Source organism: Enterobacter sp. E14S (assembly GCF_055666685.1).
The window spans coordinates 70,272-91,600 of sequence record NZ_JBVODQ010000006.1 but is presented as its reverse complement, the minus strand read 5'-3'; the positions used below and the strand labels follow the sequence as shown (position 1 = coordinate 91,600).

Below are 21,329 nucleotides of genomic sequence, written 5' to 3'. Positions count from 1 at the left end.
GTGAGGGCGTTGTTGTTCGTCAATACACCTACTTTGAGCCGGTTCACACTTTTCAATGAAAATTGCTAATCATTTTCACGATGAGCTAAGTAGACTGGCCGCCATTAATATCGAGGCACTTGTACTACATGGCTGAATTCGAAACCACTTTTGCAGATCTGGGCCTGAAGGCTCCTATCCTTGAAGCCCTTAACGATCTGGGTTACGAAAAACCATCTCCGATCCAGGCTGAGTGTATCCCACACCTGCTTTCTGGTCGTGACGTGCTGGGCATGGCCCAGACTGGTAGCGGTAAAACTGCAGCATTCTCGCTGCCGCTGCTGAACAACATTGATCCGGACCTGCGTGCACCGCAGATCCTCGTCCTGGCTCCAACCCGTGAACTGGCTGTTCAGGTTGCAGAAGCCATGACGGAATTCTCTAAACATATGCGCGGCGTAAACGTGGTAGCCCTGTACGGCGGCCAGCGTTATGACGTGCAGTTACGCGCCCTGCGCCAGGGCCCACAGATTGTTGTCGGTACGCCGGGCCGTCTGCTGGATCACCTGAAGCGCGGTACTCTGGACCTCTCTAAACTGAGCGGACTGGTACTGGATGAAGCAGATGAAATGCTGCGTATGGGCTTCATCGAAGACGTCGAAACCATCATGGCGCAGATCCCGGACGGTCATCAGACCGCGCTGTTCTCTGCCACCATGCCAGAAGCGATTCGTCGTATCACCAAGCGCTTCATGAAAGATCCTCAGGAAGTGCGTATTCAGTCTAGCGTAACCACTCGCCCGGACATCAGCCAGAGCTACTGGTCTGTGTACGGCATGCGCAAAAACGAAGCGCTGGTACGTTTCCTGGAAGCGGAAGATTTTGATGCGGCGATTATCTTCGTGCGTACCAAAAACGCGACCCTGGAAGTGGCTGAAGCCCTGGAGCGTAGCGGCTACAACAGCGCAGCGCTGAACGGCGACATGAACCAGGCTCTGCGTGAGCAGACTCTGGAGCGTCTGAAAGACGGTCGTCTGGATATCCTGATTGCAACCGACGTGGCAGCACGTGGTCTGGACGTTGAGCGTATCAGCCTGGTTGTAAACTACGACATCCCGATGGATTCCGAGTCTTACGTTCACCGTATCGGCCGTACCGGTCGTGCAGGTCGTGCGGGTCGTGCTCTGCTGTTCGTTGAGAACCGCGAGCGTCGTCTGCTGCGTAACATTGAACGCACCATGAAGCTGACCATTCCAGAAGCTGACCTGCCAAACGCAGATCTGCTGGGCAAACGCCGTCTGGAAAAATTCGCCGCGAAAGTACAGCAGCAGCTGGAAAGCAGCGATCTTGACCAGTACCGTGCGCTGCTGTCGCAGATTCAGCCTGTTGCTGAAGGCGAAGAGCTGGACATGGAAACCCTGGCTGCAGCACTGCTGAAAATGGCTCAGGGTGAACGTAGCCTGATCGTGCCACCAGATGCGCCGATGCGTCCTAAGCGTGAATTCCGTGACCGTGACGATCGCTTCGAACGTCGTGGCGACCGTAATGACCGTGGCCCACGTGGTGACCGTCCAGAGCGTGGTGGTGAAGACCGTCCACGTCGCGAGCGTCGCGACGCGGGTGACATGGAACTGTACCGCATTGAAGTGGGCCGTGATGATGGCGTTGAAGTTCGTCACATCGTTGGCGCGATCGCTAACGAAGGCGACATCAGCAGCCGTTACATCGGTAACATCAAGCTGTTCGCATCCCACTCCACCATCGAGCTGCCAAAAGGCATGCCGGGCGAAGTGCTACAGCACTTTACGCGTACCCGCATCCTGAACAAGCCGATGAACATGCAGCTGATGGGTGATGCACAGCCACGCCCTGACCGCGGTGGTGAACGTCGTGGCGGTGGTCGCAGCTTCGGTGGTGAGCGTCGTGAAGGCGGCCGCAGCGAAGGTCGCGGTGGTGAAGGCCGTCGTTTCTCCGGCGAGCGCCGCGAAAACCGTGGCCCACGTCGTGAAGAAGGCACCAGCCGCCGTCGTTTCGGTGACGCGTAAGCCTTTCGCTTCTGACGTAAAGTAAAATATACAGCCCCGATATACGCTATCGGGGCTTTTTTTATTCCCTTTGTACTCTTGTACTGGTACAGTGCGTCACATTAAAATGCAGAACCGCATGATTGACTGGAGAAAAGGCTGTATGGCGACACTAACCACCACCCAAACGTCACCTTCGCTGCTTGGCGGCGCGGTGATCATCGGCGGAACCATCATTGGTGCCGGGATGTTTTCCCTGCCAGTGGTCATGTCCGGTGCGTGGTTCTTCTGGTCGCTGGCGGCGCTGGTGTTCACCTGGTTCTGCATGCTCCATTCCGGGCTGATGATCCTTGAAGCAAACCTGAACTACCGCATCGGCTCCAGCTTCGACACCATTACCAAAGATCTGCTGGGCAAAGGCTGGAACCTGGTGAACGGGCTATCCATCGCGTTTGTGCTCTATATCCTGACCTACGCGTATATTTCAGCGAGTGGCTCGATTCTGCACCACACCTTCTCGGAGATGTCGCTGAACGTTCCGGCGCGTCTGGCAGGGCTATGTTTTGCGCTGGCTGTGGCGTTTATCGTCTGGATGAGCACCAAAGCGGTGAGCCGTATGACGGCGATCGTATTAGGCGCTAAAGTCATCACCTTCTTCCTGACCTTCGGCAGCCTGCTGGGGCACGTGACGCCCGCCACGCTGTTTAACGTCGCCGAAGTGAACACCTCCTACACGCCGTACCTGCTGATGACGCTGCCGTTCTGTCTGGCGTCGTTTGGCTACCACGGTAACGTGCCGAGCCTGATGAAGTACTACGGCAAAGATCCCCGCACCATTGTGAAGTGTCTGGTCTACGGCACGCTGCTGGCGCTGGGTCTGTATGTGATTTGGCTGCTGGGGACGATGGGCAACATCCCGCGTCCGGAATTTATCGGCATTGCCCAGAAGGGCGGTAACATCGACGTGCTGGTGCAGGCGCTGAGCGGCGTGCTGAACAGCCGCAGCCTGGATCTGCTGCTGGTGATCTTCTCTAACTTTGCGGTGGCGAGCTCTTTCCTGGGCGTGACGCTGGGCCTGTTTGACTATCTGGCGGATCTGTTCGGATTTGATGATTCTGCGATGGGGCGTTTAAAAACCGCGCTGCTGACCTTCCTGCCGCCGATTGTGGGCGGCCTGCTGTGGCCGAACGGCTTCCTGTATGCCATCGGTTATGCAGGGCTGGCGGCAACTATCTGGGCGGCGATTGTGCCGGCGCTGCTGGCGCGCAAATCACGTAAACGCTTCGGCAGCCCAAAATTCCGCGTCTGGGGCGGCAAGCCGATGATTGCGCTGATTCTGGTATTCGGCGTTGGTAACGCTCTGGTACACGTGCTGTCGAGTTTTAATCTGTTGCCCGTTTACCAGTAAAACGTGCGGTTTGAACCCCTCACCCCGGCCCTCTCCCACGGGGAGAGGGAGAAAAGCAAAAACTACCCCACCAGCTCCTCTTTCACCTGCATCGCCAGTTCAAACGAATGCAAACGCGCCTGATGATCGAAAATCTGGCCGTTAACCATAATCTCATCCGCCTGCGTTTCGCGCAGCACCGCGTCCAGCCCGTGACGCACTTTCGCCTTATCGCCTACCAGCGACATGCTCAGGGCCTGCTGCACGCCATACTGCTCGGAGGCGGACCACAGCTGATGCATATTCTCCACCGGCGGCGGAAGCTGGCCCGTCTCACCGCGGCGCAGCTTCACAAACGCCTGCTGCATTGAGGTAAACAGGAATTCCGCATCGCGATTGCTGTCGGCCGCAATGATGTTGATGCACACCATCGCGTACGGCTTCTCAAGACGCTCGGACGGTTTGAAGTTGGTGCGGTAAAGGTGCAGCGCCTGATGCAGCATATCCGGTGCAAAGTGGGAGGCAAACGCAAACGGCAGCCCAAGCTGCGCGGCGAGCTGTGCGCTGTAGAGGCTTGAGCCTAACAGCCACACCGGGATCTTCTCACCGTAGCCCGGCACCGGGCGCACGTGCGGGTTCGGATCGCGCGCGTCGAACCAGTCCACCAGTTCAGCCACATCGCGCGGGAAGTTGTCGATATCGCCGCTCATATGGCGACGCAGGGCGCGCATGGTTGGCTGATCGCTGCCAGGCGCACGACCAAGCCCTAAATCTATACGGCCCGGGTAGAGCGTATTCAGGGTGCCAAACTGCTCGGCAATCACCAGCGGGGCGTGGTTCGGCAGCATTACGCCACCGGAGCCCAGGTGCAGGGTGGTGGTATTTGCCGCCAGATAGCCAATCAGTACCGAGGTCGCGGCGCTGGCGATGCCCACCATGTTGTGGTGCTCGGCCAGCCAGTAGCGGTGATAGCCACGCTTTTCGGCCAGCTGAGCCAGATCGAGAGAGTGCGAAAAGGCTTCTCTTGCCGAGGAGCCCTGAGGGATCGGCGCCAGATCCAGCACCGAAAACGGAATGGTTTTGTCAGTCATAACAGCTCACTTTGTCGACGGTCAATCTTTAATACTGCATTAAAAGATGATAACCGTTGTTAACAAAGTGAGCCTTTTTTACGCCTGCAGCTCCAGCCCGGCGAGCCGTCTCCAGTAGCCGTTGCAGTCGCTGTTTGCCGTCAGCGGCAGCGGAGCGGCGCCGTTTTCATTGGCGCGGAAGGCGTCCAGCATCGCGAACACCCCGGTATCCAGCGGCGACAGACGAACCATATCCACCAGCCCGTCCATCGACGCCAGCTCGTTGCCGAGGTTATAGACATAGCCGCTCATGGTCTGAATACCGTTGAGGACAAATACCTGCTGATTCTCCTGCGACAGCATGCTGCGTCCGTTCGGGTACTTGATGCAGCAGGTTTCGCACTCGTCTTTCGGGCGGTCTTCCGAGCGTGCGGTGAAGCAGCGGGCGGAGTAGGCCAGCGGCAGATGGCCGTAGCTCAGCACTTCCACTTCAAACTGATTGCGAATGCCCACCTCTTCGCACTGGTTAAGCAGGTTAGCCAGCCAGTCGCGGGAGAGTTCCACCGGCATACACCAGCGCGTCATTCCCTGTTTGAGCAGCAGGCGCAGGGTTACGGCGTTGTAGCAGTTGAGGGCATGGCCCGCGACAAACGGCAGCTTGCGTTCAGCGCACATGTTCACCACGCCCAGATCGCTCGCTTCCAGCAGGAACTCGCCGTTTTCGACGTAGCGCTTCAGCTCGCCCAGTTCGGAAGACGCTTGCACCAGTGCGAGCGTGGAGAGCACCACCTGCTTGCCGCTGCCGGCCAGGCCTTTCGCCATATCCAGCCAGTCGCCCACTTTGGTGGCGCGGCGCTTGCTGCACACCGCTTCGCCGAGGTAAATCACGTCGGCGCTGCTGGTCGCGGCCTGTTGGTAAAAATCTTCCAGCGTCTCTTTTGGCCAGTAGTAGAGCACCGGTCCTAATGAATATTTCATGATTTTCTCACTGCCATTTACGGTGATACGCGCCAAGCGTGGTTTGCGTGCCTTCGGACATCGATCCGAGCGTCTCCATCCAGGCCTGCTGTGGAGCGTAGTTCTGCGGATCCGCCATGCAGCGGTCGATGGCCTGACGCCACACTTTCGCCACCTGGCTCACATAGGCCGGGCTGCGCTGGCGGCCTTCGATTTTCACCGAGGCAATATTGGCCGCCAGCAGTTCCGGCAGCAGCTCCAGCGTGTTGAGGCTGGTCGGCTCCTCCAGCGCGTGATAGCGCTCGCCGTCGACCAGATAGCGGCCTTTACACAGGGTTGGATAACCGGCGTTTTCACCGTCCTGGTAGCGGTCAATCAGCACCTCATTCAGGCGAGATTCCAGCCCCTGAGGGGTCTGCTGCCAGCGAACAAAGCGGGCAGGAGAGCAGGCCCCGACGGTATTCGGTGATTCACCGGTTAAATAAGAGGAAAGATAGCAGCGGCCTTCGGCCATGATGCACAGGCTGCCAAAGGCAAAAACCTCCAGCGGCACTGGCGTGACGCGCGCGAGTTGCTTAACCTGATGAATAGAGAGCACGCGCGGCAGCACCACGCGGGCCACGTCAAAGTGTTGATGGTAAAAACGCACCGCCTCTTCGTTGGTGGCAGATGCCTGAACAGAGACGTGGCGCTCAATATGGGGATAGCGTTCTGCCGCATACTCAAGCATGGCGAGGTCGGCCAGGATCAGCGCATCGGCACCCAGCTGTGCCGCCATATCCACCGCGCGCTGCCAGCGGGCGTAGCCGTCAGGATGAGCAAAGGTATTGATGGCGATATGCAGCTTGCGGCGGTGCTGGTGAACGAAGTTAACGGCTTCCTGAAGCTTTTTCTCCGTAAAGTTGAGGCCAGCAAAATGGCGGGCGTTGGTGTCATCTTTCAGCCCGATATAGACCGCATCGGCCCCATTTTCGATGGCCGCCTTAAGCGCCGGAAGGTTTCCGGCAGGGCAGAGCAGCTCCATAATTTATCCTGATGTAGTCGATCGCAAAATTGTTAACGAGCTGGGATTTTAATTAACCCATACGCGACAATTTTTGATTTAAGGCAGCTAATGGCGTATTGATGACACCAATAATGAGGTACGGCTGACGACGGTTTGTTGATTTACGCCGCTATGTTGCGCTTCGGATATGGCAAAATAGCAGGACTATAGATATCAGGGAGTAAAGCTCGTGCTGGATAAACTGCGTTCACGTCTCGTACAATTTGGTCCATCAATGCTGAGCGTGCCGGTCAAGCTGGCACCGTTCGCGCTTAAACGGCAGGTGCTGGAGCAGGTCCTGAGCTGGCAGTTCCGCCAGGCGCTGCAGGACGGCGAGCTGGAGTTCCTGGAAGGCCGCTGGTTAAGCATTGAGGTGCGTGACATCGGGCTGCGCTGGTTTACCTCCGTTGAGAATGACCAGCTGATCGTACGTGAATCCGCCGACGCGGATGTGAGCTTTAGCGCCAACGCCAGCGATCTGCTGATGATCGCCGCGCGCAAGCAGGATCCGGATACGCTCTTCTTCCAGCGCCGTCTGGTGATTGAAGGCGACACGGAGCTGGGCCTGTACGTGAAGAATTTAATGGATGCCATTGAGCTGGAGCAGATGCCAAAAGCGCTGCGCGTGATGTTAATGCAAATGGCAGATTTCGTTGAGGCCGGGCTGAAAACCCCGCCGGACGGTAAACACACTTCAGTAGGTGAGCCATGCTGATTCGAGTCGAAATTGGGATTGATGCGCCGGGGATCGATGCGTTGTTACGCCGCGCCTTTGCGAGCGATGCCGAAGCCCAACTGGTCCACGACCTTCGCGAAGACGGCCTGATTACGCTGGGGCTGGTTGCCACCGATGACGAAGGTCAGGTGGTGGGCTATGTTGCCTTCAGTCCGGTCATCGTTCAGGGCGAAGAGCTGCAATGGGTCGGCATGGCGCCGCTGGCGGTAGATGAGAGCTATCGCGGGCAAGGTCTGGCGCGCCAGCTGGTCTATGAAGGGCTGGATTCGCTCAATGAGTTTGGCTATGCCGCCGTTGTCACGCTGGGCGATCCGGCGTTCTATGGCCGTTTAGGCTTTGAGCAGGCCGCGCATTACGATCTGCGCTGTCGCTGGCCGGGTACGGAATCCGCTTTCCAGGTCCACCGTCTGGCGGACGACGCGCTCAACGGCGTCAACGGGCTGGTCGAGTATCACGACCATTTCAATCGCTTTTAATCAGGCTCTCGCGTAGCGCCTCAAAGGAGCCGTCTCCGGTCACGAGGCGCTCTTTCTGGCGCTTCGTCAGCTGCTTGATGCGGTATTCCAGCCTGAGCGCCAGCGATCGGTCGCCGACCGCCGCTGAAAAGGCGAGCTGTAATTCCCCTTTCCCCCGCAGCGCTTTTGCCCCTTTCCCCGTTTGATGTTGTAAAAATCGCCGCGCCACATCGGTGGTGATCCCGGTGTAGAGGGCGTTATCAGCGGTTCGGACAAGATAGAGAAACCAGCACACGGTAAACGGATTCAGTATGTTAAGGTGAACGCACCATAGCATGAGAGAGAATGAAAATGGAAACACTGGCCGCCATTAACCGCTGGCTGGCGAAGCAGCATGTTGTCACCTGGTGCGTCTGTGACGAGGGGGAGATGTGGTGCGCAAATGCGTTTTACTACTACGATCCTGAGCGCGTGGCTTTTTATGTCATGAGTGAAGACAAAACGCGTCATGCGCAGATGACCGGCCAGCAGGCAAAGGTGGCAGGCACGGTAAACGGCCAGCCGAAAACGGTCGCGCTGATCCGCGGCGTGCAGTTTAAAGGGGAGATCCGTCGTCTGGATGGTGAAGAGAGCGACGCGCGCCGTAAGCTCTACACGCGCCGCTTTCCCGTTGCCGCTGCGCTAAAAGCCCCGATGTGGGAAATCCGCCTCGATGAGCTGAAATTTACCGACAACACCCTGGGCTTTGGCAAGAAGCTGCACTGGTTACGCGCCGAGCAGGCGTAGCGCTTCGCGGTTAAACGCCGGGAGATCGTCCGGGGTTCGGCTGGTGATCAGCTGGTCTTTGTCGTTGACCACCTCCTGATCGTAAAACTCGGCTCCCGCGTTTTTCAGATCGATAACGATCGGTTTCACGGCGGTCAGCTTACGCCCGCGGACCACTTCTGCGCTGATGAGCAGCTGCGGGCCGTGGCAGATGGCAAAGACCGGTTTGCCGGTCGAGACAAAGTCCCGGGTGAAGGTCACGAAGCGCTCGTCCCCGCGCAGTGAATCCGGGGAATGGCCGCCGGGTAACAGCAGAGCGTCGAAATCTGAGGGGCTAACGTTATCGATGGTCTCATCGATGGTCACGGTCGCCTCGCCCTTATGGCCTGTCACCGTTTTGCCCGCCTCTTTCTCAATGGTGATGACCTCATGTCCCGCCTTGCGGAACGCCTCTGATGGAGAGGTGAATTCTGAATCTTCAAACTCGTCGGTAATCAAGACTGCGATTTTCTTGCCCATGCTTCCTCCGTTGTTTTGGCTTCAGACTGATTTTTCTCCGCTTGTGGTAAATACTTACCCGTAACAGACTTCTAAGTGTGGTCGACGACGCTGAGTTCGCAAACGGACAATTCTGTAAAGGGGAAAAGATGAGTCAGGTATTGATTACAGGTGCTACCGGGTTAGTGGGCGATCATCTGCTGCGGCTGCTGATTCAGGATCGCCGCGTGAACTATATCGCAGCCCCGACGCGTCGACCGCTGGCGGACTTATCCGGCGTCTTTAATCCGCACGATCCTCAGCTGACCGACGCGCTGGCGCAGGTGCAGGATCCCATTGATATCGCCTTTTGCTGTCTGGGCACCACGCGGCGGGAGGCGGGCAGCAAAGAGGCCTTTATCCACGCCGACTACACGCTGGTGGTGGATACCGCGCTCACGGCGAAAAAGCTGGGGGCCAAACATTTTCTGGTGGTCAGCGCGCTGGGCGCCAGTGCTGGATCGCCTTTCTTCTACAACAAGGTGAAGGGCAAGATGGAGGATGCGTTGATTGCGCAGAAATGGGAGCAGCTGACGATTGTGCGCCCTTCGATGCTGATCGGCCACCGGGACGAACGCCGGTTTAACGAGTCAATATTTGCCCCGCTGTTTCGCGTCCTTCCCGGCAACTGGAAATCCATCGAGGCGCGGGACGTCGCGCGCGCGATGTTAAAAGAGGGGCTGGCCCCGTCGAAAGCGGGCGTAAACATTATCCCTTCGGCAAAACTGCGTGAAATCGCGCAGGGCGAGGCGTAAACTCCCCCGGCTAATAACCTAATACTCTCCGGGGAATGCTATGACTGGTCAGTCTTCATCTCAGGCGGCAACACCTGTTCAGTGGTGGAAGCCCGCACTCTTCTTTCTCGTGGTCATTGTTGGCCTCTGGTACGTGAAATGGCAGCCGTACTACGGTAAAGCCTTCACTGCCGCCGAAACGCACAGCATCGGTAAATCTATTCTCGCTCAGGCTGATTCCAGCCCGCTGCAGGCGGCGTGGGACTATGCCATGGTCTACTTCCTTGCCGTCTGGAAGGCCGCCGTTTTAGGCGTCATTCTGGGCTCGCTGATTCAGGTGCTTATCCCCCGCAACTGGCTGGTGAAAACCCTCGGGCAGCCGCGCTTTCAGGGCACGCTGCTGGGAACGATTTTCTCCCTGCCGGGCATGATGTGCTCCTGCTGCGCCGCGCCCGTGGCCGCAGGGATGCGCCGTCAGCGCGTGTCGATGGGCGGCGCGCTGGCGTTCTGGATGGGGAACCCGCTGCTCAACCCGGCGACGCTGGTGTTTATGGGCTTTGTGCTGGGCTGGCATTTCGCGTTCATCCGTCTGGTCGCCGGGCTGCTGACCGTGCTGGTGGTGGCGACGCTGGTGCAAAAACTGGTGAAGGATACTGCCGCAGAACCCGCAGCCGTTGAGCTGGACGTCAGCGAACCGCAGGGGGGCTTCTTTGCGCGCTGGGGCAGGGCGCTATGGCAGCTTTTCTGGAGCACCATCCCGGTCTATATTCTGGCGGTGCTGGTTCTGGGGGCGGCGCGCGTCTGGCTCTTCCCGCATGCGGATGGCGCTATCGACAACACGCTGATGTGGGTCATTGCGATGGCCGTCGCAGGCTGCCTGTTTGTGATCCCAACGGCGGCGGAGATCCCGATTGTTCAGACCATGATGCTGGCCGGTATGGGCACCGCGCCGGCGCTGGCGCTGCTGATTACGCTGCCGGCGATCAGCCTGCCGTCGCTTATCATGCTGCGTAAGTCGTTCCCGGCGAAAGCGCTGTGGCTGACCGCAGGGCTGGTGGCGTTGAGCGGGGTGATTGTGGGCAGTATTGCGTTGATGTAAAAAAAGCCCGGTGGCGCTGGCGCTTACCGGGCCTACAAAAAAATCCCCTCAAGCGAGGGGATTTTTTTATTTGATATAAGTAAACGCGGTGGTGACGTGCTTCACGCCGCTCACCCGGCTGGCGATATCCGCCGCCGCTTTCCCTTCACGGTCGGTCACCAGACCCAGCAGGAACACTTCGCCGTTTTCAGTCGTTACTTTCACGTTGGAGGATTTCACCTGGTCCGAGCCCAGCAGCTGGGAACGCACTTTGGTGGTGATCCAGGTATCGGAAGAGGCGTCACCCAGACCAATTGGCTTGCCCTGACGCACTTCGTTAAACACCTCTGTGGTCCCTTCGACGCCCATTGCAATCTGTTTCGCGCGAGAGGCGAGCTCCAGATTTGGCGCCTGGCCTGCCAGCAGCACTTTGCCCTGATAAGCCGTCACGTTGATACGCGCTTCTTTCTTGATTTGTTCGTCTTTCGACAGCGCACTGTTGACGCGCAGCTCCAGCGTACCGTCATCCACCTGTGTCCCCACGGTGCGTGGATCGGTTGCCGCTTTGGTGCCTACCGCGGCCGTACCCACAACGGCCGCAGCGATACATCCCTGAAGCAGTAATGCAGACATAAGGACTGCGAGGGTCGATAAAGCCTTCATAAGAACTCCTTAATCATCCTGGTGAGGGAAAAGCGTGTTATCGATCAAATCACATAAGCAGTTCACCGTAAGCATATGCATCTCCTGAATACGCGCGCTCCGGTGAGAAGGAATGCGGATTTCCACATCCTGCGGCCCAAGCAGACCCGCCAGCTCACCCCCGTCATAGCCGGTTAAGGCCACGATGGTCATGTCGCGGGTGACGGCGGCTTCAACGGCTTTGACTATGTCCCGGCTGTTGCCGCGCGTGGAGATGGCCAGCAGCACATCTCCCGCATGACCCAGGGCTCGCACCTGCTTTGCGTAAATTTCGTCATGCAGACGATCGTTAGCAATCGCCGTTAAGACCACATTATCGGTATTAAGTGCAATGGCGGGTAAACTCGGGCGTTCTGTTTCAAAGCGATTGATCATGCTGGCAGCAAAATGCTGTGCGTTGGCGGCTGACGTGCCGTTGCCACAACAGAGGATTTTGTTGCCATTAAGCAGGGATTGCACCAGCGTCATTGCGGCACGCGAGATAGCATCCGGAAGGGCTTCCGCCGCGGCAATCTGAGTCTGGATGCTTTCTGTGAAGCACACTTTAATTCTTTCGAGCACGTTATCCCTTTTAAATCTTAATTATGCGTCTTCGCCAAAAGCGTTTTTAAGCCATTCGATCTCATTTCCGGTGAAGGCTATCACATCGAACCGGCAATCCACAGTATCAAAGCTCCCATTATGGCGGGCAAGCCACAAGTGGGCAGTCTGTAATAATTTATGTTGTTTGGCGAGCGTCACGCTGGCGGCAGCACCGCCAAAACGGGAGGACTGTCGAAAACGGACTTCTACAAACACGATGACCTGACCCTCTTTCATGATCAGATCAATTTCGCCGCCGCGCCCGCGGACGTTAGCGGCGATAAAGCGCAGTCCTTTGCCTTCAAGCCAGCGACGCGCCTTTAACTCCCACGCATCGCCGGTCTCTTTACGGCTTAACTGGCCGGGACGATTTGCCCCTGCTGGTATTTGAGCCATGATAACTTCCTGTTGATCACGCAGTCCTGAGTCGCGGTCAGATCGCCGGTGTTGCCGTTAAGCTCAAAGCCCGGCACCTGACGCATCTGGGTAAAGTGGTTCGCCAGCGCCCATGCATCGACACCCATCGCATACAGACGCGCCAGCGAATAATCGTTACGTACGGTACTCAGCGCCTGCTGCATCAGCGCCGGGTTGCTGCCTGCCAGCATCGGGATTTCGCTGTACTGCAGACCGTCCATTTCCAGACGGAAATCCGGGCCTGCGGTGCCCTGCGCGCTGCGCGAGCTGGCGTAAAGCGTTGCGCCGCTCTGGCTGCCGTTACGCATCGCGATCATCGGTTTGATAAAGGCGATCTCCTGAGGTGTGGCAACGATATAGGCCGCATCCACTTTACCGCCACCGCTAATCTGCGCGTCGGTAGGCGGGGCAGGGATCGTCAGGCCGCCAATCGTCACGCCCTGCTGCTGCGGCAGGCTCGCGGTGACAGGACTGCCGTTAAGCGCGATACCCGCTCCACCGTTTACGCCCGCGCGCAGTTCAGAGACGGAACCGAATTTCTGCTGCAGCACCACGCCGCCGCCGAGCTTCTGCCACTCATCGGCAAAGGCATTGGCCACGCGATCGCCCAGCGCGCTGCGAGGGATGAGCAGCAGCGGAGCCTGCTTACCCTGCTCGTGAATGTGACGCGCCGCATCGCGGGCTTCATCTTCAGGGGAAAGCGCGAAGTAGCAAATATTGGCCCGGTTCTGAACCTGCTCAGGCTGGTTGAGCGCCAGCACGTTCAGCGTGGTATTGCTCTTCATCAGCTCTTCCACGTTGTTTTTCAGCAGCGGACCGACAACGATGCTGGCCCCGTCCTGCTGAACCTGCGCCAGAACCTGGTCAAGCGGCTGCGAGCTGGTGTCGTAAATTTTCACCTCAGCGCCAGGGTTGGCGCTGGTGGTTGCCACGGCCTGCGGCTGAGCGGCAGGCTGGGCCGCGGGTTGTGCAGGCTGCTGTTGTGGCTGTTCTGCTGTCGCTTCAGGTGCTGATGCCGCTTGCGTCTCGGCCGGAGCCTGAGTCGCTGGTGCTGTAGTAGCCGGGGCTGCCGCAGCAGGTGCTGCTGTAGCCGGAGGCGTCGTCGGGGCCGTCACCGGGTTTTGCATCGTACCCTGTGCCGGCGCTTGCGCCGTGGTCAGATCGCTGGTCTCCGCTGCGGACGGGCTGACCACATCATTCACGTTAGCCGCCTGGGCCGCCTGCGCGGGAACCGCGCTGCCGGTTACCGAAGTGGTACCGTTTTTCGCGGCTTCAAAGCCCTGCTGAATGGTACGGCCGAACACCGCCGCCTGGCCGTTGAGCGGCAGAAGCAGGGCGATTTTGCTGGTGGACGCTGGCTTAAAGTTCTGCACGTTTACCAGCTGGGTTGGCAGCATTTTCGCCCCCGGGTTTTGCGGGTAGCGCGTCTGCCAGTCCGTAATACCGGCCTTCAGCATCTTTGGATCGCTGCGGTTGTTAAACCACATCTGCTGCAGATCCAGCCAGCCCTGAAGGACGTTTTCATCGGCGTTGATGACCAGAGCCTGCGCCTGTTCCTGGGTCATCGAGGCAAGCGCTTGCCAGGTGGCATCAATATTTTTCTGCTTATCGGCACCGCCGAGCAGCGGCTCTTGCGCGATGAGGGCACGGAGCAGCGTCAGGGAAGGACGCCCCTGCTCTGCGGTAATGCCCGCCTGCCAGAAGCGAGCCTGCTGATTTTTATCCAGCGCGCTCACGTCAATGTCCCCGAGGATCTTCTTCGCGGCGGCGTTATCTTTCAGCGCGACCTTCAGCTCGGCAGAGAGCAGGCTCTGCTCACGACGCTGAGCGTCGTTAAGATCTTTCGGCAACTGGTTAAACAGTTCGGCTGCCTGCTGGGTTTTACCCTCTTTCAGCAGTGCACGAATGGCGAGTAATTGCCAGTTGGTCTTGGTATCATTTGAACTCTGCGACATTTGTTGCAGATAAAAGCCAGAATCAGCCTGAGCAGACCCCTGAAGATGGGCGGTGCTCTGGTCAGGTGCCTGGGTGCCACAGCCTGCAAAGATCAGGGCTGCCAGCAGAAGCGGCACGCTGCGCGTGGCTTTTTTTCGAAGAAACGTTAACGGTACCATACTGTATCCAGTGATTTTTTTACGCAATGCTCAATATTAAATCGGCAATACGGATGAAACAATGAAACAACACGAAACGGCAGATAATTCTCAAGGCCAGCTTTATATTGTACCTACTCCTATCGGGAATTTGTCTGATATTACCCAACGTGCGCTCACCGTACTGCAAGCTGTTGATTTAATTGCTGCTGAAGATACCCGCCACACCGGCCTGCTGCTGCAACATTTCGCGATTAACGCCCGTCTGTTTGCTTTGCACGATCACAATGAGCAACAAAAAGCCGAAACGCTGGTGGCTAAGCTGAAAGAGGGGCAGAACATTGCGCTGGTCTCCGATGCCGGTACGCCGCTGATTAACGACCCTGGCTATCACCTGGTGCGTACCTGTCGTGAAGCCGGTATTCGCGTGGTGCCGCTGCCGGGGCCGTGCGCTGCCATTGCTGCGCTGAGCGCCGCAGGTCTGCCGTCTGACCGTTTCTGCTATGAAGGCTTCCTGCCTGCTAAATCCAAAGGCCGCCGTGACGTGTTAAAAGATCTGGAAGCGGAACCGCGCACCCTGATTTTCTACGAATCCACGCACCGCCTGCTGGAGAGCCTGGAAGATATGGTGACCGTGTGGGGAGAAGCCCGCTACGTGGTGCTGGCGCGCGAGCTGACCAAAACCTGGGAAACCATTCACGGTGCGCCAGTGGGTGAACTGCTGGCGTGGGTGAAGGAAGACGAAAACCGCCGTAAGGGTGAAATGGTGCTGATTGTCGAAGGGCATAAGGCGCAGGAAGACGCGCTCCCTGCCGACGCGCTGCGCACGCTGGCGCTGCTGCAGGCGGAACTGCCGCTGAAGAAGGCCGCTGCGCTGGCGGCGGAAATTCACGGCGTGAAGAAAAATGCGCTGTATAAGCATGCGCTGGAGCAGCAGGGGGAGTAAGCCCCTGCCGCCTGTTTTGCCGGGTGGCGGCTGCGCCTAACCCGGCCTGCAGATCTTTATGTGCGTTTTAGCTAACTGGCACCGCCTCAAACACCAGCGTTTCCAGCGGCTGCAGCGTAATCACCACCGCGTTTTTATACTCCTCCGGTACGGTTGAATTACTGCCGTACACCGCTTTCAGACGAAACTGCGCCGCGTTCCCCGTCGGGATTTCAAAATCTTTTGTTAAATCCAGGTAGTAGCTTTGCGGCTTATCCGACGGGTTACGCAAGCCGAGAATCGCTTTGTCCTTGCTCCAGGATGCCCAGCCGTACACCTGCAGCGCGGTTGGATCGCCACCAACCCAGTGCGTATCCACCAGCACGCCGGCGTTTTCCCGCGACCACTTCGCGGCCCGCGCCAGGGTATCCCACTTCGCCTTGTTCAGCATTGAAGGGGTGATATACAGCTCCTGCAGCTGGGTTCCGGTCGCGAAGTAGCTCCAGACCTGATCGGCAAAGTCGCTGTCCGTTTGCACTTTCTCCAGCCCGTAATAGGCGTTTTCCGCGCTGACGATCCCGTGGTACATCAGCGAGTTCAGCGGGAACAGCGGCCCTTTGCGAATAATGGAGCGGTACGTTTCCGCATCGCGGTAGGTCATCCACTGCTGAACCGGCGTGCCGGGGCCGTACAGGTTGATGTCATCGCCCTGGCGCCAGATGGAATCAGCGTAGAACAGCCAGGACGGGCTGGCGTTGGTACCGGTCGTCAGGTTAATAAACAGATTCGGGTTGGCGCTGCGCATGTTGTGCAGCAGAGCGATAGAGGCGTCAAAATCCGAGGCGAACGGGCTGCCCTTAATATGCGAATTGGCATTACCCATCCCGTCCAGCTTGAACGAGGTAATGTGCTCGTTTTTAATTAGCTTAATGATCTGCTCATTGAAGTTTTTAAAATAGTTTGGGCCTGACAGCGCCAGCTTCCCGTCTACCGTTTCGAAACCGTACTCTTTTGCATGCGAGACGCGAGTGTCGCGCGGTTTGTTATATCCACCCCACGGCGAGAGCCACAGCCCGACCGAGCTGCGCAGGCTGTCGGCTTTTTCCCGAACTTTGCTAAAACCGTTGCTGAATGCCGGGCCAAACAGCCAGCGTCCGCTCAGGTCATCCCAGCCATCGTCAAGCAGGAACGCATCCAGCGCCACGCCGCGCCCGGTGATAAATTCCTTATTCCATTCATCCATTCGCCCCAGCACGTCCTGCTCGGAGTACGGATTGAAAAAGCCGATATCCATCCAGCTGTTGTAGTGCAGATAAGGCTTGTACGGTCGCGGACGCACGGCATCAATAAACTGATTCACGCTGCGGCGCAGCTGGTTGATTTCCGGGAAGGTGCCGAACCAGGTGGTAAAGCTGACAGGTGTTTCCGGCTGGATCGGCGTTTTCAGCTCTACGTTGAGATTGGTGGTCGCTTCATAGGCGTAAGTGTTTACGATGGGCTTGTCAGGCAGAATAAAGAACGAGTCTGCGACGATCGGCGAGCTGTTAATCGCCCCGTCTACGTAAGGTGCCTGAGCCTGCTTTTTGGTCGGGAAGAAGGTAATTTTCGCCACGTCTCGCGGCTGGCCAACGGCGGCAACGGTGTAGTCGATGCTGGCGTATTTCCCCTTCACCAGGTTCAGCTTCACCGTTACGTTAAAGTCCGGATGGGTGAAATCGATGACCAAGCCGCTGTCCTGCTTTTCGACATGCTTGATTTTAAAATCAGCGGTGTGGATTTTCGTCTCGTCCGGCAGCGTCAGAAAGAACAGCTCCTGCGGCGTGAGTGGATGGTTAGCCTTATTGTCCTTAACCACTACCGTTGAGTTTGTGTCATCAAACGAGAGGGCAATATTGTCGTTACCGAGCGCGTAGTTCGCGGCCACCGCGCTATGGGAAACGCACAGGGCCAGCACTGAGAGTGCGAGATTTTTTTCATCAGCGTAAGCTCCTTTTTAATCAGGCTTCTGCCGGAAGCAGCAATCGGTTTGCCGAACCGCAAACGGCGATCTTGCTTCTGACCACCTCTTTCATGGCGTCCATGCCTACCCGCATGTAGAAGCGCGGATCGTTCCCCTGCGGGTTTTCGGCAAACCAGGCTTTAACCGCGTCAGAGAAGGCAATTTTCAGCTCGGTCGCCACGTTGACTTTGCACACGCCCAGCTCGATGGTGCGGCGCACAAACTCATCCGGCACATCGCTCGCGCCGTGCAGCACCAGCGGCACGGTGACCACTTCGCGGATTTCCGCCAGACGCTGGAAGTCGATTTTCGGGCGTTTGGTATACAGGCCGTGCGCGGTGCCGATGGCGACGGCAAGGCTGTCTACGCCGGTCAGTTCGACGAAGCGTTTCGCCTCCTGCGGATCGGTGAGGAATGCGCTTTCCGCGTCCACGCTCATGTCATCTTCCATGCCGCCCAGACGGCCCAGCTCGGCCTCGACGCTGCAGTCGTTGAGGTGGCAGAAATCGACCACCGACTTCACCAGCTTCACGTTTTGTTCAAACGGATAGTGGCTGCCGTCGATCATCGCGCTGCGCACGCCCGCGTTGACCTTGCGGCGAATATCGTCCAGCGATTCGTGGTGATCGAGGTGCAGCGCCAGCGGCATGTCGTAGGTGTGGGAGTAGGCGCTGCACAGAGCGTAGATCTCTTCCAGCGCAATATGCTTAAAGGTGCCCGGCGTGCCCGCGAGGATCACCGGCGATCGCATTTCGCTGCACGCTTCGAGGATCGCCTGGATCGTCTCCGCGTTGTGGATGTTGAACGCCGGAACGGCGTAGCCTTTTGCCTGCGCATCCTGCAGAAGATATTTCGTTGAGATAATACTCATAATCAGATCCTCTTAAGCCTGCCACGGATGAATAACGACGCCCTGCACCACGCGGTTGACCGTCCCGCTGGCGGATGGCGTATCGGGCGTAATGCCTGTGCTAAGCGACTGGGTGAGCGCAAAGACCTGGGCATACATCAGGAAGCAGAACGCCTGTTCCATATCGATAAACGGACGTGAAGGCGGCAGCAGAATGTGCGGACCCGCTTCAATGACCGGATCGTTTTCAGCGGCGATGGCGACGACGCGCAGGGCCTGGCGATCGCGGCGCAGCTCGGCCAGCAGATCCAGATCGTACTGACGCGTATACGGATGGCTGGAGATGAACACCACCACTAGCGTTTCGCTATCGACCAGCGACTTCGGCCCGTGACGAAAGCCCGTTGGGGAGTCGTAAAATGCCGCCAGCTTGCCCGCCGTCAGCTCCAGCACCTTCAGCGCCGATTCGCGCGCCGCGCCCTGCAGGCCGCCGCTTCCCAGATACACGATCCGTTTCCACGGTTCGCTGCCAAAGACGCCGTGGCTGAAATCGCCGAGCGTAGTGAGGATCGCCTGACAGCGATCGGCGACGTCGCGGAAGGAGTGGGTATCGATCGTTTCCGGGGCGAACACGGCCAGACAGCTCGCCATCATGGTGGTGATGCTGCTGGTCATCGCGAACCCGCGATCGTGCGTTTCGGCAGGCATCAGCAGGGCAAAGGCGTTATCGCTGACGACGGCGTTCTGGTACAGGCTGCCCGCCTCGTTGCAGGTAATCGACAGGTGGTAGCACTCCGGCACGAACTGGTTTGCCCGCTCAACGGCCGCGACGCTTTCCGGACTGTTGCCGGAGCGGGCAAACGAAACCAGCAGCAGCGGGTGCGCAGGGCTGAAGTAATCCATCGGGTTTGTGACCAGATCGGTTGTCGGGACGGCGGTGAAGTTTTTCCCGGTGTGGCTCGAAAGCCATGGCGCAATGATATCGCCGATAAAGGCGGACGTGCCCGCGCCGGTCAGGACGATCCGCAGATCGCGCTTGCGCAGCAGCGGCGTCAGGAAACTGTCAATCGAAGCACGCAGGTTATCGATGTTGTTGAGCGAGCGGATCCAGCTGGCAGGCTGCTGGCGGATCTCTTCCTCGGTCCAGGTGCCGGTTGTGGCGGCGGTAGTGGTTTGTGGCATAACTCAGTCCTTAGTCGTGTGAATTCCACATCAGACGCTGGTAATCGTGTCGCTATCTTTCGTTTCGTTTCACTTGTTCACTTAAGCAGTTAAATAAAATCTATAGAAAAGAAATCGAAACTTCAATGAAAGAAAAGAAATAAAACGAAAAGTGTGATCGTAAAAGGAAAGGGAAAATTTAAGGAAAGGAAAAGAAAGGCCTTACGGTTTCAGGCCGTAAAGCCAAAAGGAGACACAATGAAAGGGCTAAAGGGGGAGAGCCTGGCCCTGAATCCAGATCCGCTGGAGGTGTAAACCCCCGTCCAGCGCAATGATATTGGCGCGTTTGCCCGGGGCTAAGGATCCAAGCTGACCGTCAACGCCCAGCAGCCGGGCAGGGTGCAGCGAGGCCATATGGATCGCCTCTTCGGCGGTTACGCCCGCATACTCCACCATATTCCTGACCGCGGCATCCAGCGACAGCGTGCTGCCCGCCAGCCCGCCGGAGCCGGTTCGAACCACGCCGTTTTGCATCATGACCTCTTCGCCGCACAGGGTATACCGACCGTCCGGCATACCTGCCGCCTGCATGGCATCGGTAATCAGCACCACGCGATCCTGCGCGCAGCAGCAGCATAAACGCATCGCCCCCGGATGGACGTGGTGGCCGTCGGCAATCAGCTCCAGCCACGCCCGTTTGTCCGTCAGCCCTGCGCCGACCATGCCGGGCTCTCTGTGGTGCAGCCCCGTCATGCCGTTGTAGCAGTGCACCAGCCCGTCGGCACCCGCATCAAACGCGGCAAGAGTTTGCCGGTACGTGGCAGTGCTGTGGCCCAGCATGACGCGTATACCGCGCTGTTTAAGATGGTGGATCGCCTGCAGCGCGCCGGGTTTTTCCGGCGCGAGCGCCACAACCCGTAGCGTGCCCTGTGAAACGTCAACCAGCCTGTCCAGCTCGGCGATATCCAGCTCCCGGAACAGCTCGGGCGGATGCGCCCCTTTGTTCTGGGGCGTAAAGTACGGTCCTTCCAGATAACTGCCCAGGATCTGCGCGCCGGGTCCGCCGGACTGACTGCGCCGGGCGATACGCATCAGCGCGCTGTGGATGGCTTCCAGCGGAGCGGTCACGGTGGTGGGCAGAAATGCGCCCACCCCTTCACGCGCTTTATGCATTGCCAGGGTGTCCAGCACGTCAAGCGCATCATCCATGACGTCCACGCCCGCGCCGCCGTGGACGTGCGTATCGATATAGGCCGGGCAAAGCAGCTCCGTATCGCGCGCCGTAACGCCCGCCGGGATGGGTTCAATCGCCGCAACCGCGCCGCTTTCAATGCGTAGCTGGTGGTCGTCCAGCCAGCCCTGTTCGGTAAGGATCCGTCGCGCGCGCAGCAGCTGGCTCATATCCCTTCCTCAGCCGGAGCTTCCTCGCGACAGCGCCCCAGCTCGTCGACCAGGCTCGTCAGGCCGCGGTGCCCGCACTCCAGCGCCTGCAGACGAAACGCCTCGCTGCTTAATCCGTCGCGCTCCAGCACCATTTCCAGCAGCAGCTGCAGGTTGGTGCCGGTAATCACTTCGCTACCTGGCCTTTGCATCGCGAGCGTTGACGCCACGCGGAACGGCGTGCCGCCGAGCAGGTCGGTGAGAAACACAATATCGTGCTGCGCATCGAGTTCGCTCACCGCCTGCTCAAGCTGAGCGGTCAGCCGCGCGGTGGTGGACGTCTCTGGAAAATCAATGGCGATAAACTGCGGCTGCTCGCCGAGGATCTGCTTCATCGCCTGCTCAAGCCCGCTGGCAAAACCGCCGTGACCCGTCAAAATAATGCCTAACATC

Annotated in this window: 23 protein-coding genes; 9 read left to right on the top strand and 14 right to left on the bottom strand. The window is 58.3% G+C overall.

Translation table 11 applies throughout. The features are described from left to right. Window positions 1–55 precede the first annotated feature (55 nt). From yrbN to mtr, 3 genes are all read left to right on the top strand, one after another. On the top strand, window positions 56–136 hold the full coding sequence (yrbN, locus tag ACZ6J2_RS14250; protein ID WP_097397692.1) for a protein YrbN: 81 nt from the start codon (window positions 56–58) through the stop codon (window positions 134–136). After that, the gene (locus ACZ6J2_RS14245) at window positions 129–2,024 is read left to right on the top strand and encodes a DEAD/DEAH family ATP-dependent RNA helicase (RefSeq protein WP_032639702.1); all 1,896 of its coding nucleotides are present in this window, start codon (window positions 129–131) and stop codon (window positions 2,022–2,024) included. Before yrbN ends, ACZ6J2_RS14245 begins: the two co-directional genes overlap by 8 nt. A gap of 142 nt (window positions 2,025–2,166) precedes the next feature. Further along, a complete protein-coding gene (gene mtr, locus ACZ6J2_RS14240) occupies window positions 2,167–3,411 on the top strand; it encodes a tryptophan permease (RefSeq protein WP_471726017.1) in 1,245 nt (414 codons plus the stop codon). 62 nt (window positions 3,412–3,473) lie between these two features. On the opposite strand, the gene ACZ6J2_RS14235 is transcribed toward mtr, so the two are convergent. From ACZ6J2_RS14235 to ubiU, 3 genes are all read right to left on the bottom strand, one after another. Then, a complete protein-coding gene (locus ACZ6J2_RS14235) occupies window positions 3,474–4,481 on the bottom strand; it encodes a luciferase-like monooxygenase (protein ID WP_047646424.1) in 1,008 nt (335 codons plus the stop codon). Window positions 4,482–4,559: 78 nt separating this feature from the next. Then, on the bottom strand, window positions 4,560–5,438 hold the full coding sequence (locus tag ACZ6J2_RS14230; protein ID WP_471726016.1) for a U32 family peptidase: 879 nt from the start codon (window positions 5,436–5,438) through the stop codon (window positions 4,560–4,562). A 7-nt stretch (window positions 5,439–5,445) separates the two neighbouring features. After that, complete coding sequence (gene ubiU / locus ACZ6J2_RS14225) at window positions 5,446–6,441, bottom strand: ubiquinone anaerobic biosynthesis protein UbiU (protein WP_023309326.1); 996 nt, start codon at window positions 6,439–6,441, stop codon at window positions 5,446–5,448. A 211-nt stretch (window positions 6,442–6,652) separates the two neighbouring features. On the opposite strand from ubiU, the gene ubiT reads away from it, so the two are divergent. Both ubiT and ACZ6J2_RS14215 read left to right on the top strand, forming a co-directional pair. After that, on the top strand, window positions 6,653–7,177 hold the full coding sequence (gene ubiT / locus ACZ6J2_RS14220) for a ubiquinone anaerobic biosynthesis accessory factor UbiT (protein ID WP_029739636.1): 525 nt from the start codon (window positions 6,653–6,655) through the stop codon (window positions 7,175–7,177). Beyond that, window positions 7,171–7,674: a GNAT family N-acetyltransferase gene (locus ACZ6J2_RS14215; protein ID WP_023309324.1), complete on the top strand. Its 504-nt coding sequence runs from the start codon at window positions 7,171–7,173 to the stop codon at window positions 7,672–7,674. Before ubiT ends, ACZ6J2_RS14215 begins: the two co-directional genes overlap by 7 nt. Here the strand turns inward: ACZ6J2_RS14215 and ACZ6J2_RS14210 are convergent. Then, window positions 7,661–7,990 carry a GIY-YIG nuclease family protein gene (locus ACZ6J2_RS14210; RefSeq protein WP_023309323.1) on the bottom strand — a complete coding sequence of 110 codons (330 nt, stop codon included), beginning with the start codon at window positions 7,988–7,990 and terminating at the stop codon, window positions 7,661–7,663. The genes ACZ6J2_RS14215 and ACZ6J2_RS14210 overlap by 14 nt on opposite strands. A 14-nt stretch (window positions 7,991–8,004) precedes the next feature. Here ACZ6J2_RS14210 and ACZ6J2_RS14205 point away from each other — a divergent pair, with 14 nt between their 5' ends. Beyond that, window positions 8,005–8,439, top strand: a complete 435-nt coding sequence (locus ACZ6J2_RS14205; RefSeq protein WP_409245638.1) for a YhbP family protein — start codon at window positions 8,005–8,007, stop codon at window positions 8,437–8,439. On the opposite strand, the gene ACZ6J2_RS14200 is transcribed toward ACZ6J2_RS14205, so the two are convergent. Further along, the gene (locus ACZ6J2_RS14200; protein ID WP_471726015.1) at window positions 8,419–8,937 is read right to left on the bottom strand and encodes a type 1 glutamine amidotransferase domain-containing protein; all 519 of its coding nucleotides are present in this window, start codon (window positions 8,935–8,937) and stop codon (window positions 8,419–8,421) included. The genes ACZ6J2_RS14205 and ACZ6J2_RS14200 overlap by 21 nt on opposite strands. Window positions 8,938–9,065: 128 nt before the next feature. Between ACZ6J2_RS14200 and ACZ6J2_RS14195 the strand changes: the two genes are divergently transcribed. Beyond that, window positions 9,066–9,710, top strand: a complete 645-nt coding sequence (locus tag ACZ6J2_RS14195) for an NAD(P)H-binding protein (protein ID WP_471726014.1) — start codon at window positions 9,066–9,068, stop codon at window positions 9,708–9,710. 40 nt (window positions 9,711–9,750) lie between these two features. Continuing rightward, window positions 9,751–10,788 carry a permease gene (locus ACZ6J2_RS14190; protein WP_064673360.1) on the top strand — a complete coding sequence of 346 codons (1,038 nt, stop codon included), beginning with the start codon at window positions 9,751–9,753 and terminating at the stop codon, window positions 10,786–10,788. Window positions 10,789–10,854: 66 nt separating this feature from the next. On the opposite strand, the gene dolP is transcribed toward ACZ6J2_RS14190, so the two are convergent. The 4 genes from dolP to ACZ6J2_RS14170 are packed head-to-tail and all read right to left on the bottom strand — an operon-like array spanning window position 10,855 to window position 14,582. Next, the gene (dolP, locus tag ACZ6J2_RS14185; protein ID WP_029739641.1) at window positions 10,855–11,430 is read right to left on the bottom strand and encodes a division/outer membrane stress-associated lipid-binding lipoprotein; all 576 of its coding nucleotides are present in this window, start codon (window positions 11,428–11,430) and stop codon (window positions 10,855–10,857) included. A gap of 9 nt (window positions 11,431–11,439) precedes the next feature. Continuing rightward, on the bottom strand, window positions 11,440–12,030 hold the full coding sequence (gene diaA, locus ACZ6J2_RS14180) for a DnaA initiator-associating protein DiaA (RefSeq protein ID WP_003861754.1): 591 nt from the start codon (window positions 12,028–12,030) through the stop codon (window positions 11,440–11,442). A gap of 21 nt (window positions 12,031–12,051) precedes the next feature. Continuing rightward, complete coding sequence (locus ACZ6J2_RS14175) at window positions 12,052–12,447, bottom strand: YraN family protein (protein ID WP_025756731.1); 396 nt, start codon at window positions 12,445–12,447, stop codon at window positions 12,052–12,054. Next, entirely contained in the window at window positions 12,405–14,582 is a 2,178-nt protein-coding gene (locus ACZ6J2_RS14170; RefSeq protein WP_471726013.1) for a penicillin-binding protein activator, read from the bottom strand. Before ACZ6J2_RS14170 ends, ACZ6J2_RS14175 begins: the two co-directional genes overlap by 43 nt. 61 nt (window positions 14,583–14,643) lie before the next feature. Between ACZ6J2_RS14170 and rsmI the strand changes: the two genes are divergently transcribed. Then, window positions 14,644–15,507, top strand: a complete 864-nt coding sequence (rsmI, locus tag ACZ6J2_RS14165) for a 16S rRNA (cytidine(1402)-2'-O)-methyltransferase (RefSeq protein ID WP_023309315.1) — start codon at window positions 14,644–14,646, stop codon at window positions 15,505–15,507. 67 nt (window positions 15,508–15,574) lie between these two features. Here the strand turns inward: rsmI and ACZ6J2_RS14160 are convergent, their stop codons facing one another. From ACZ6J2_RS14160 to agaF, 5 genes are all read right to left on the bottom strand, one after another. Continuing rightward, window positions 15,575–17,440, bottom strand: coding sequence for an alpha-galactosidase (locus ACZ6J2_RS14160; protein WP_471726012.1), 1,866 nt, complete (start codon window positions 17,438–17,440; stop codon window positions 15,575–15,577). A 43-nt stretch (window positions 17,441–17,483) separates the two neighbouring features. After that, window positions 17,484–18,356: a tagatose-bisphosphate aldolase subunit KbaY gene (kbaY, locus tag ACZ6J2_RS14155; RefSeq protein ID WP_023309313.1), complete on the bottom strand. Its 873-nt coding sequence runs from the start codon at window positions 18,354–18,356 to the stop codon at window positions 17,484–17,486. 12 nt (window positions 18,357–18,368) lie between these two features. Further along, window positions 18,369–19,517 carry an SIS domain-containing protein gene (locus ACZ6J2_RS14150; RefSeq protein ID WP_471726011.1) on the bottom strand — a complete coding sequence of 383 codons (1,149 nt, stop codon included), beginning with the start codon at window positions 19,515–19,517 and terminating at the stop codon, window positions 18,369–18,371. A 246-nt stretch (window positions 19,518–19,763) separates the two neighbouring features. Further along, window positions 19,764–20,897, bottom strand: a complete 1,134-nt coding sequence (gene nagA, locus ACZ6J2_RS14145) for an N-acetylglucosamine-6-phosphate deacetylase (protein WP_471726010.1) — start codon at window positions 20,895–20,897, stop codon at window positions 19,764–19,766. Continuing rightward, the gene (gene agaF, locus ACZ6J2_RS14140) at window positions 20,894–21,328 is read right to left on the bottom strand and encodes a PTS galactosamine/N-acetylgalactosamine transporter subunit IIA (protein ID WP_023333563.1); all 435 of its coding nucleotides are present in this window, start codon (window positions 21,326–21,328) and stop codon (window positions 20,894–20,896) included. The genes nagA and agaF overlap by 4 nt, the downstream gene beginning before the upstream one ends. Window position 21,329: the final 1 nt, after the last annotated feature.

Bases quoted from the DNA above. Each gene is read 5' to 3' on its own strand.
- dolP (WP_029739641.1), bottom strand. From the start codon at position 11,430: ATGAAGGCTTTATCGACCCTCGCAGTCCTTATGTCTGCATTACTGCTT.
- ACZ6J2_RS14210 (WP_023309323.1), bottom strand. From the start codon at position 7,990: ATGCTATGGTGCGTTCACCTTAACATACTGAATCCGTTTACCGTGTGC.
- ACZ6J2_RS14150 (WP_471726011.1), bottom strand. From the start codon at position 19,517: ATGCCACAAACCACTACCGCCGCCACAACCGGCACCTGGACCGAGGAA.
- ACZ6J2_RS14245 (WP_032639702.1), top strand. From the start codon at position 129: ATGGCTGAATTCGAAACCACTTTTGCAGATCTGGGCCTGAAGGCTCCT.
- agaF (WP_023333563.1), bottom strand. From the start codon at position 21,328: ATGTTAGGCATTATTTTGACGGGTCACGGCGGTTTTGCCAGCGGGCTT.
- ACZ6J2_RS14230 (WP_471726016.1), bottom strand. From the start codon at position 5,438: ATGAAATATTCATTAGGACCGGTGCTCTACTACTGGCCAAAAGAGACG.
- ACZ6J2_RS14215 (WP_023309324.1), top strand. From the start codon at position 7,171: ATGCTGATTCGAGTCGAAATTGGGATTGATGCGCCGGGGATCGATGCG.
- nagA (WP_471726010.1), bottom strand. From the start codon at position 20,897: ATGAGCCAGCTGCTGCGCGCGCGACGGATCCTTACCGAACAGGGCTGG.
- yrbN (WP_097397692.1), top strand. From the start codon at position 56: ATGAAAATTGCTAATCATTTTCACGATGAGCTAAGTAGACTGGCCGCC.
- ACZ6J2_RS14205 (WP_409245638.1), top strand. From the start codon at position 8,005: ATGGAAACACTGGCCGCCATTAACCGCTGGCTGGCGAAGCAGCATGTT.
- ACZ6J2_RS14190 (WP_064673360.1), top strand. From the start codon at position 9,751: ATGACTGGTCAGTCTTCATCTCAGGCGGCAACACCTGTTCAGTGGTGG.
- ACZ6J2_RS14175 (WP_025756731.1), bottom strand. From the start codon at position 12,447: ATGGCTCAAATACCAGCAGGGGCAAATCGTCCCGGCCAGTTAAGCCGT.
- ACZ6J2_RS14235 (WP_047646424.1), bottom strand. From the start codon at position 4,481: ATGACTGACAAAACCATTCCGTTTTCGGTGCTGGATCTGGCGCCGATC.
- ACZ6J2_RS14200 (WP_471726015.1), bottom strand. From the start codon at position 8,937: ATGGGCAAGAAAATCGCAGTCTTGATTACCGACGAGTTTGAAGATTCA.
- kbaY (WP_023309313.1), bottom strand. From the start codon at position 18,356: ATGAGTATTATCTCAACGAAATATCTTCTGCAGGATGCGCAGGCAAAA.
- rsmI (WP_023309315.1), top strand. From the start codon at position 14,644: ATGAAACAACACGAAACGGCAGATAATTCTCAAGGCCAGCTTTATATT.
- ACZ6J2_RS14170 (WP_471726013.1), bottom strand. From the start codon at position 14,582: ATGGTACCGTTAACGTTTCTTCGAAAAAAAGCCACGCGCAGCGTGCCG.
- ubiU (WP_023309326.1), bottom strand. From the start codon at position 6,441: ATGGAGCTGCTCTGCCCTGCCGGAAACCTTCCGGCGCTTAAGGCGGCC.
- ACZ6J2_RS14195 (WP_471726014.1), top strand. From the start codon at position 9,066: ATGAGTCAGGTATTGATTACAGGTGCTACCGGGTTAGTGGGCGATCAT.
- mtr (WP_471726017.1), top strand. From the start codon at position 2,167: ATGGCGACACTAACCACCACCCAAACGTCACCTTCGCTGCTTGGCGGC.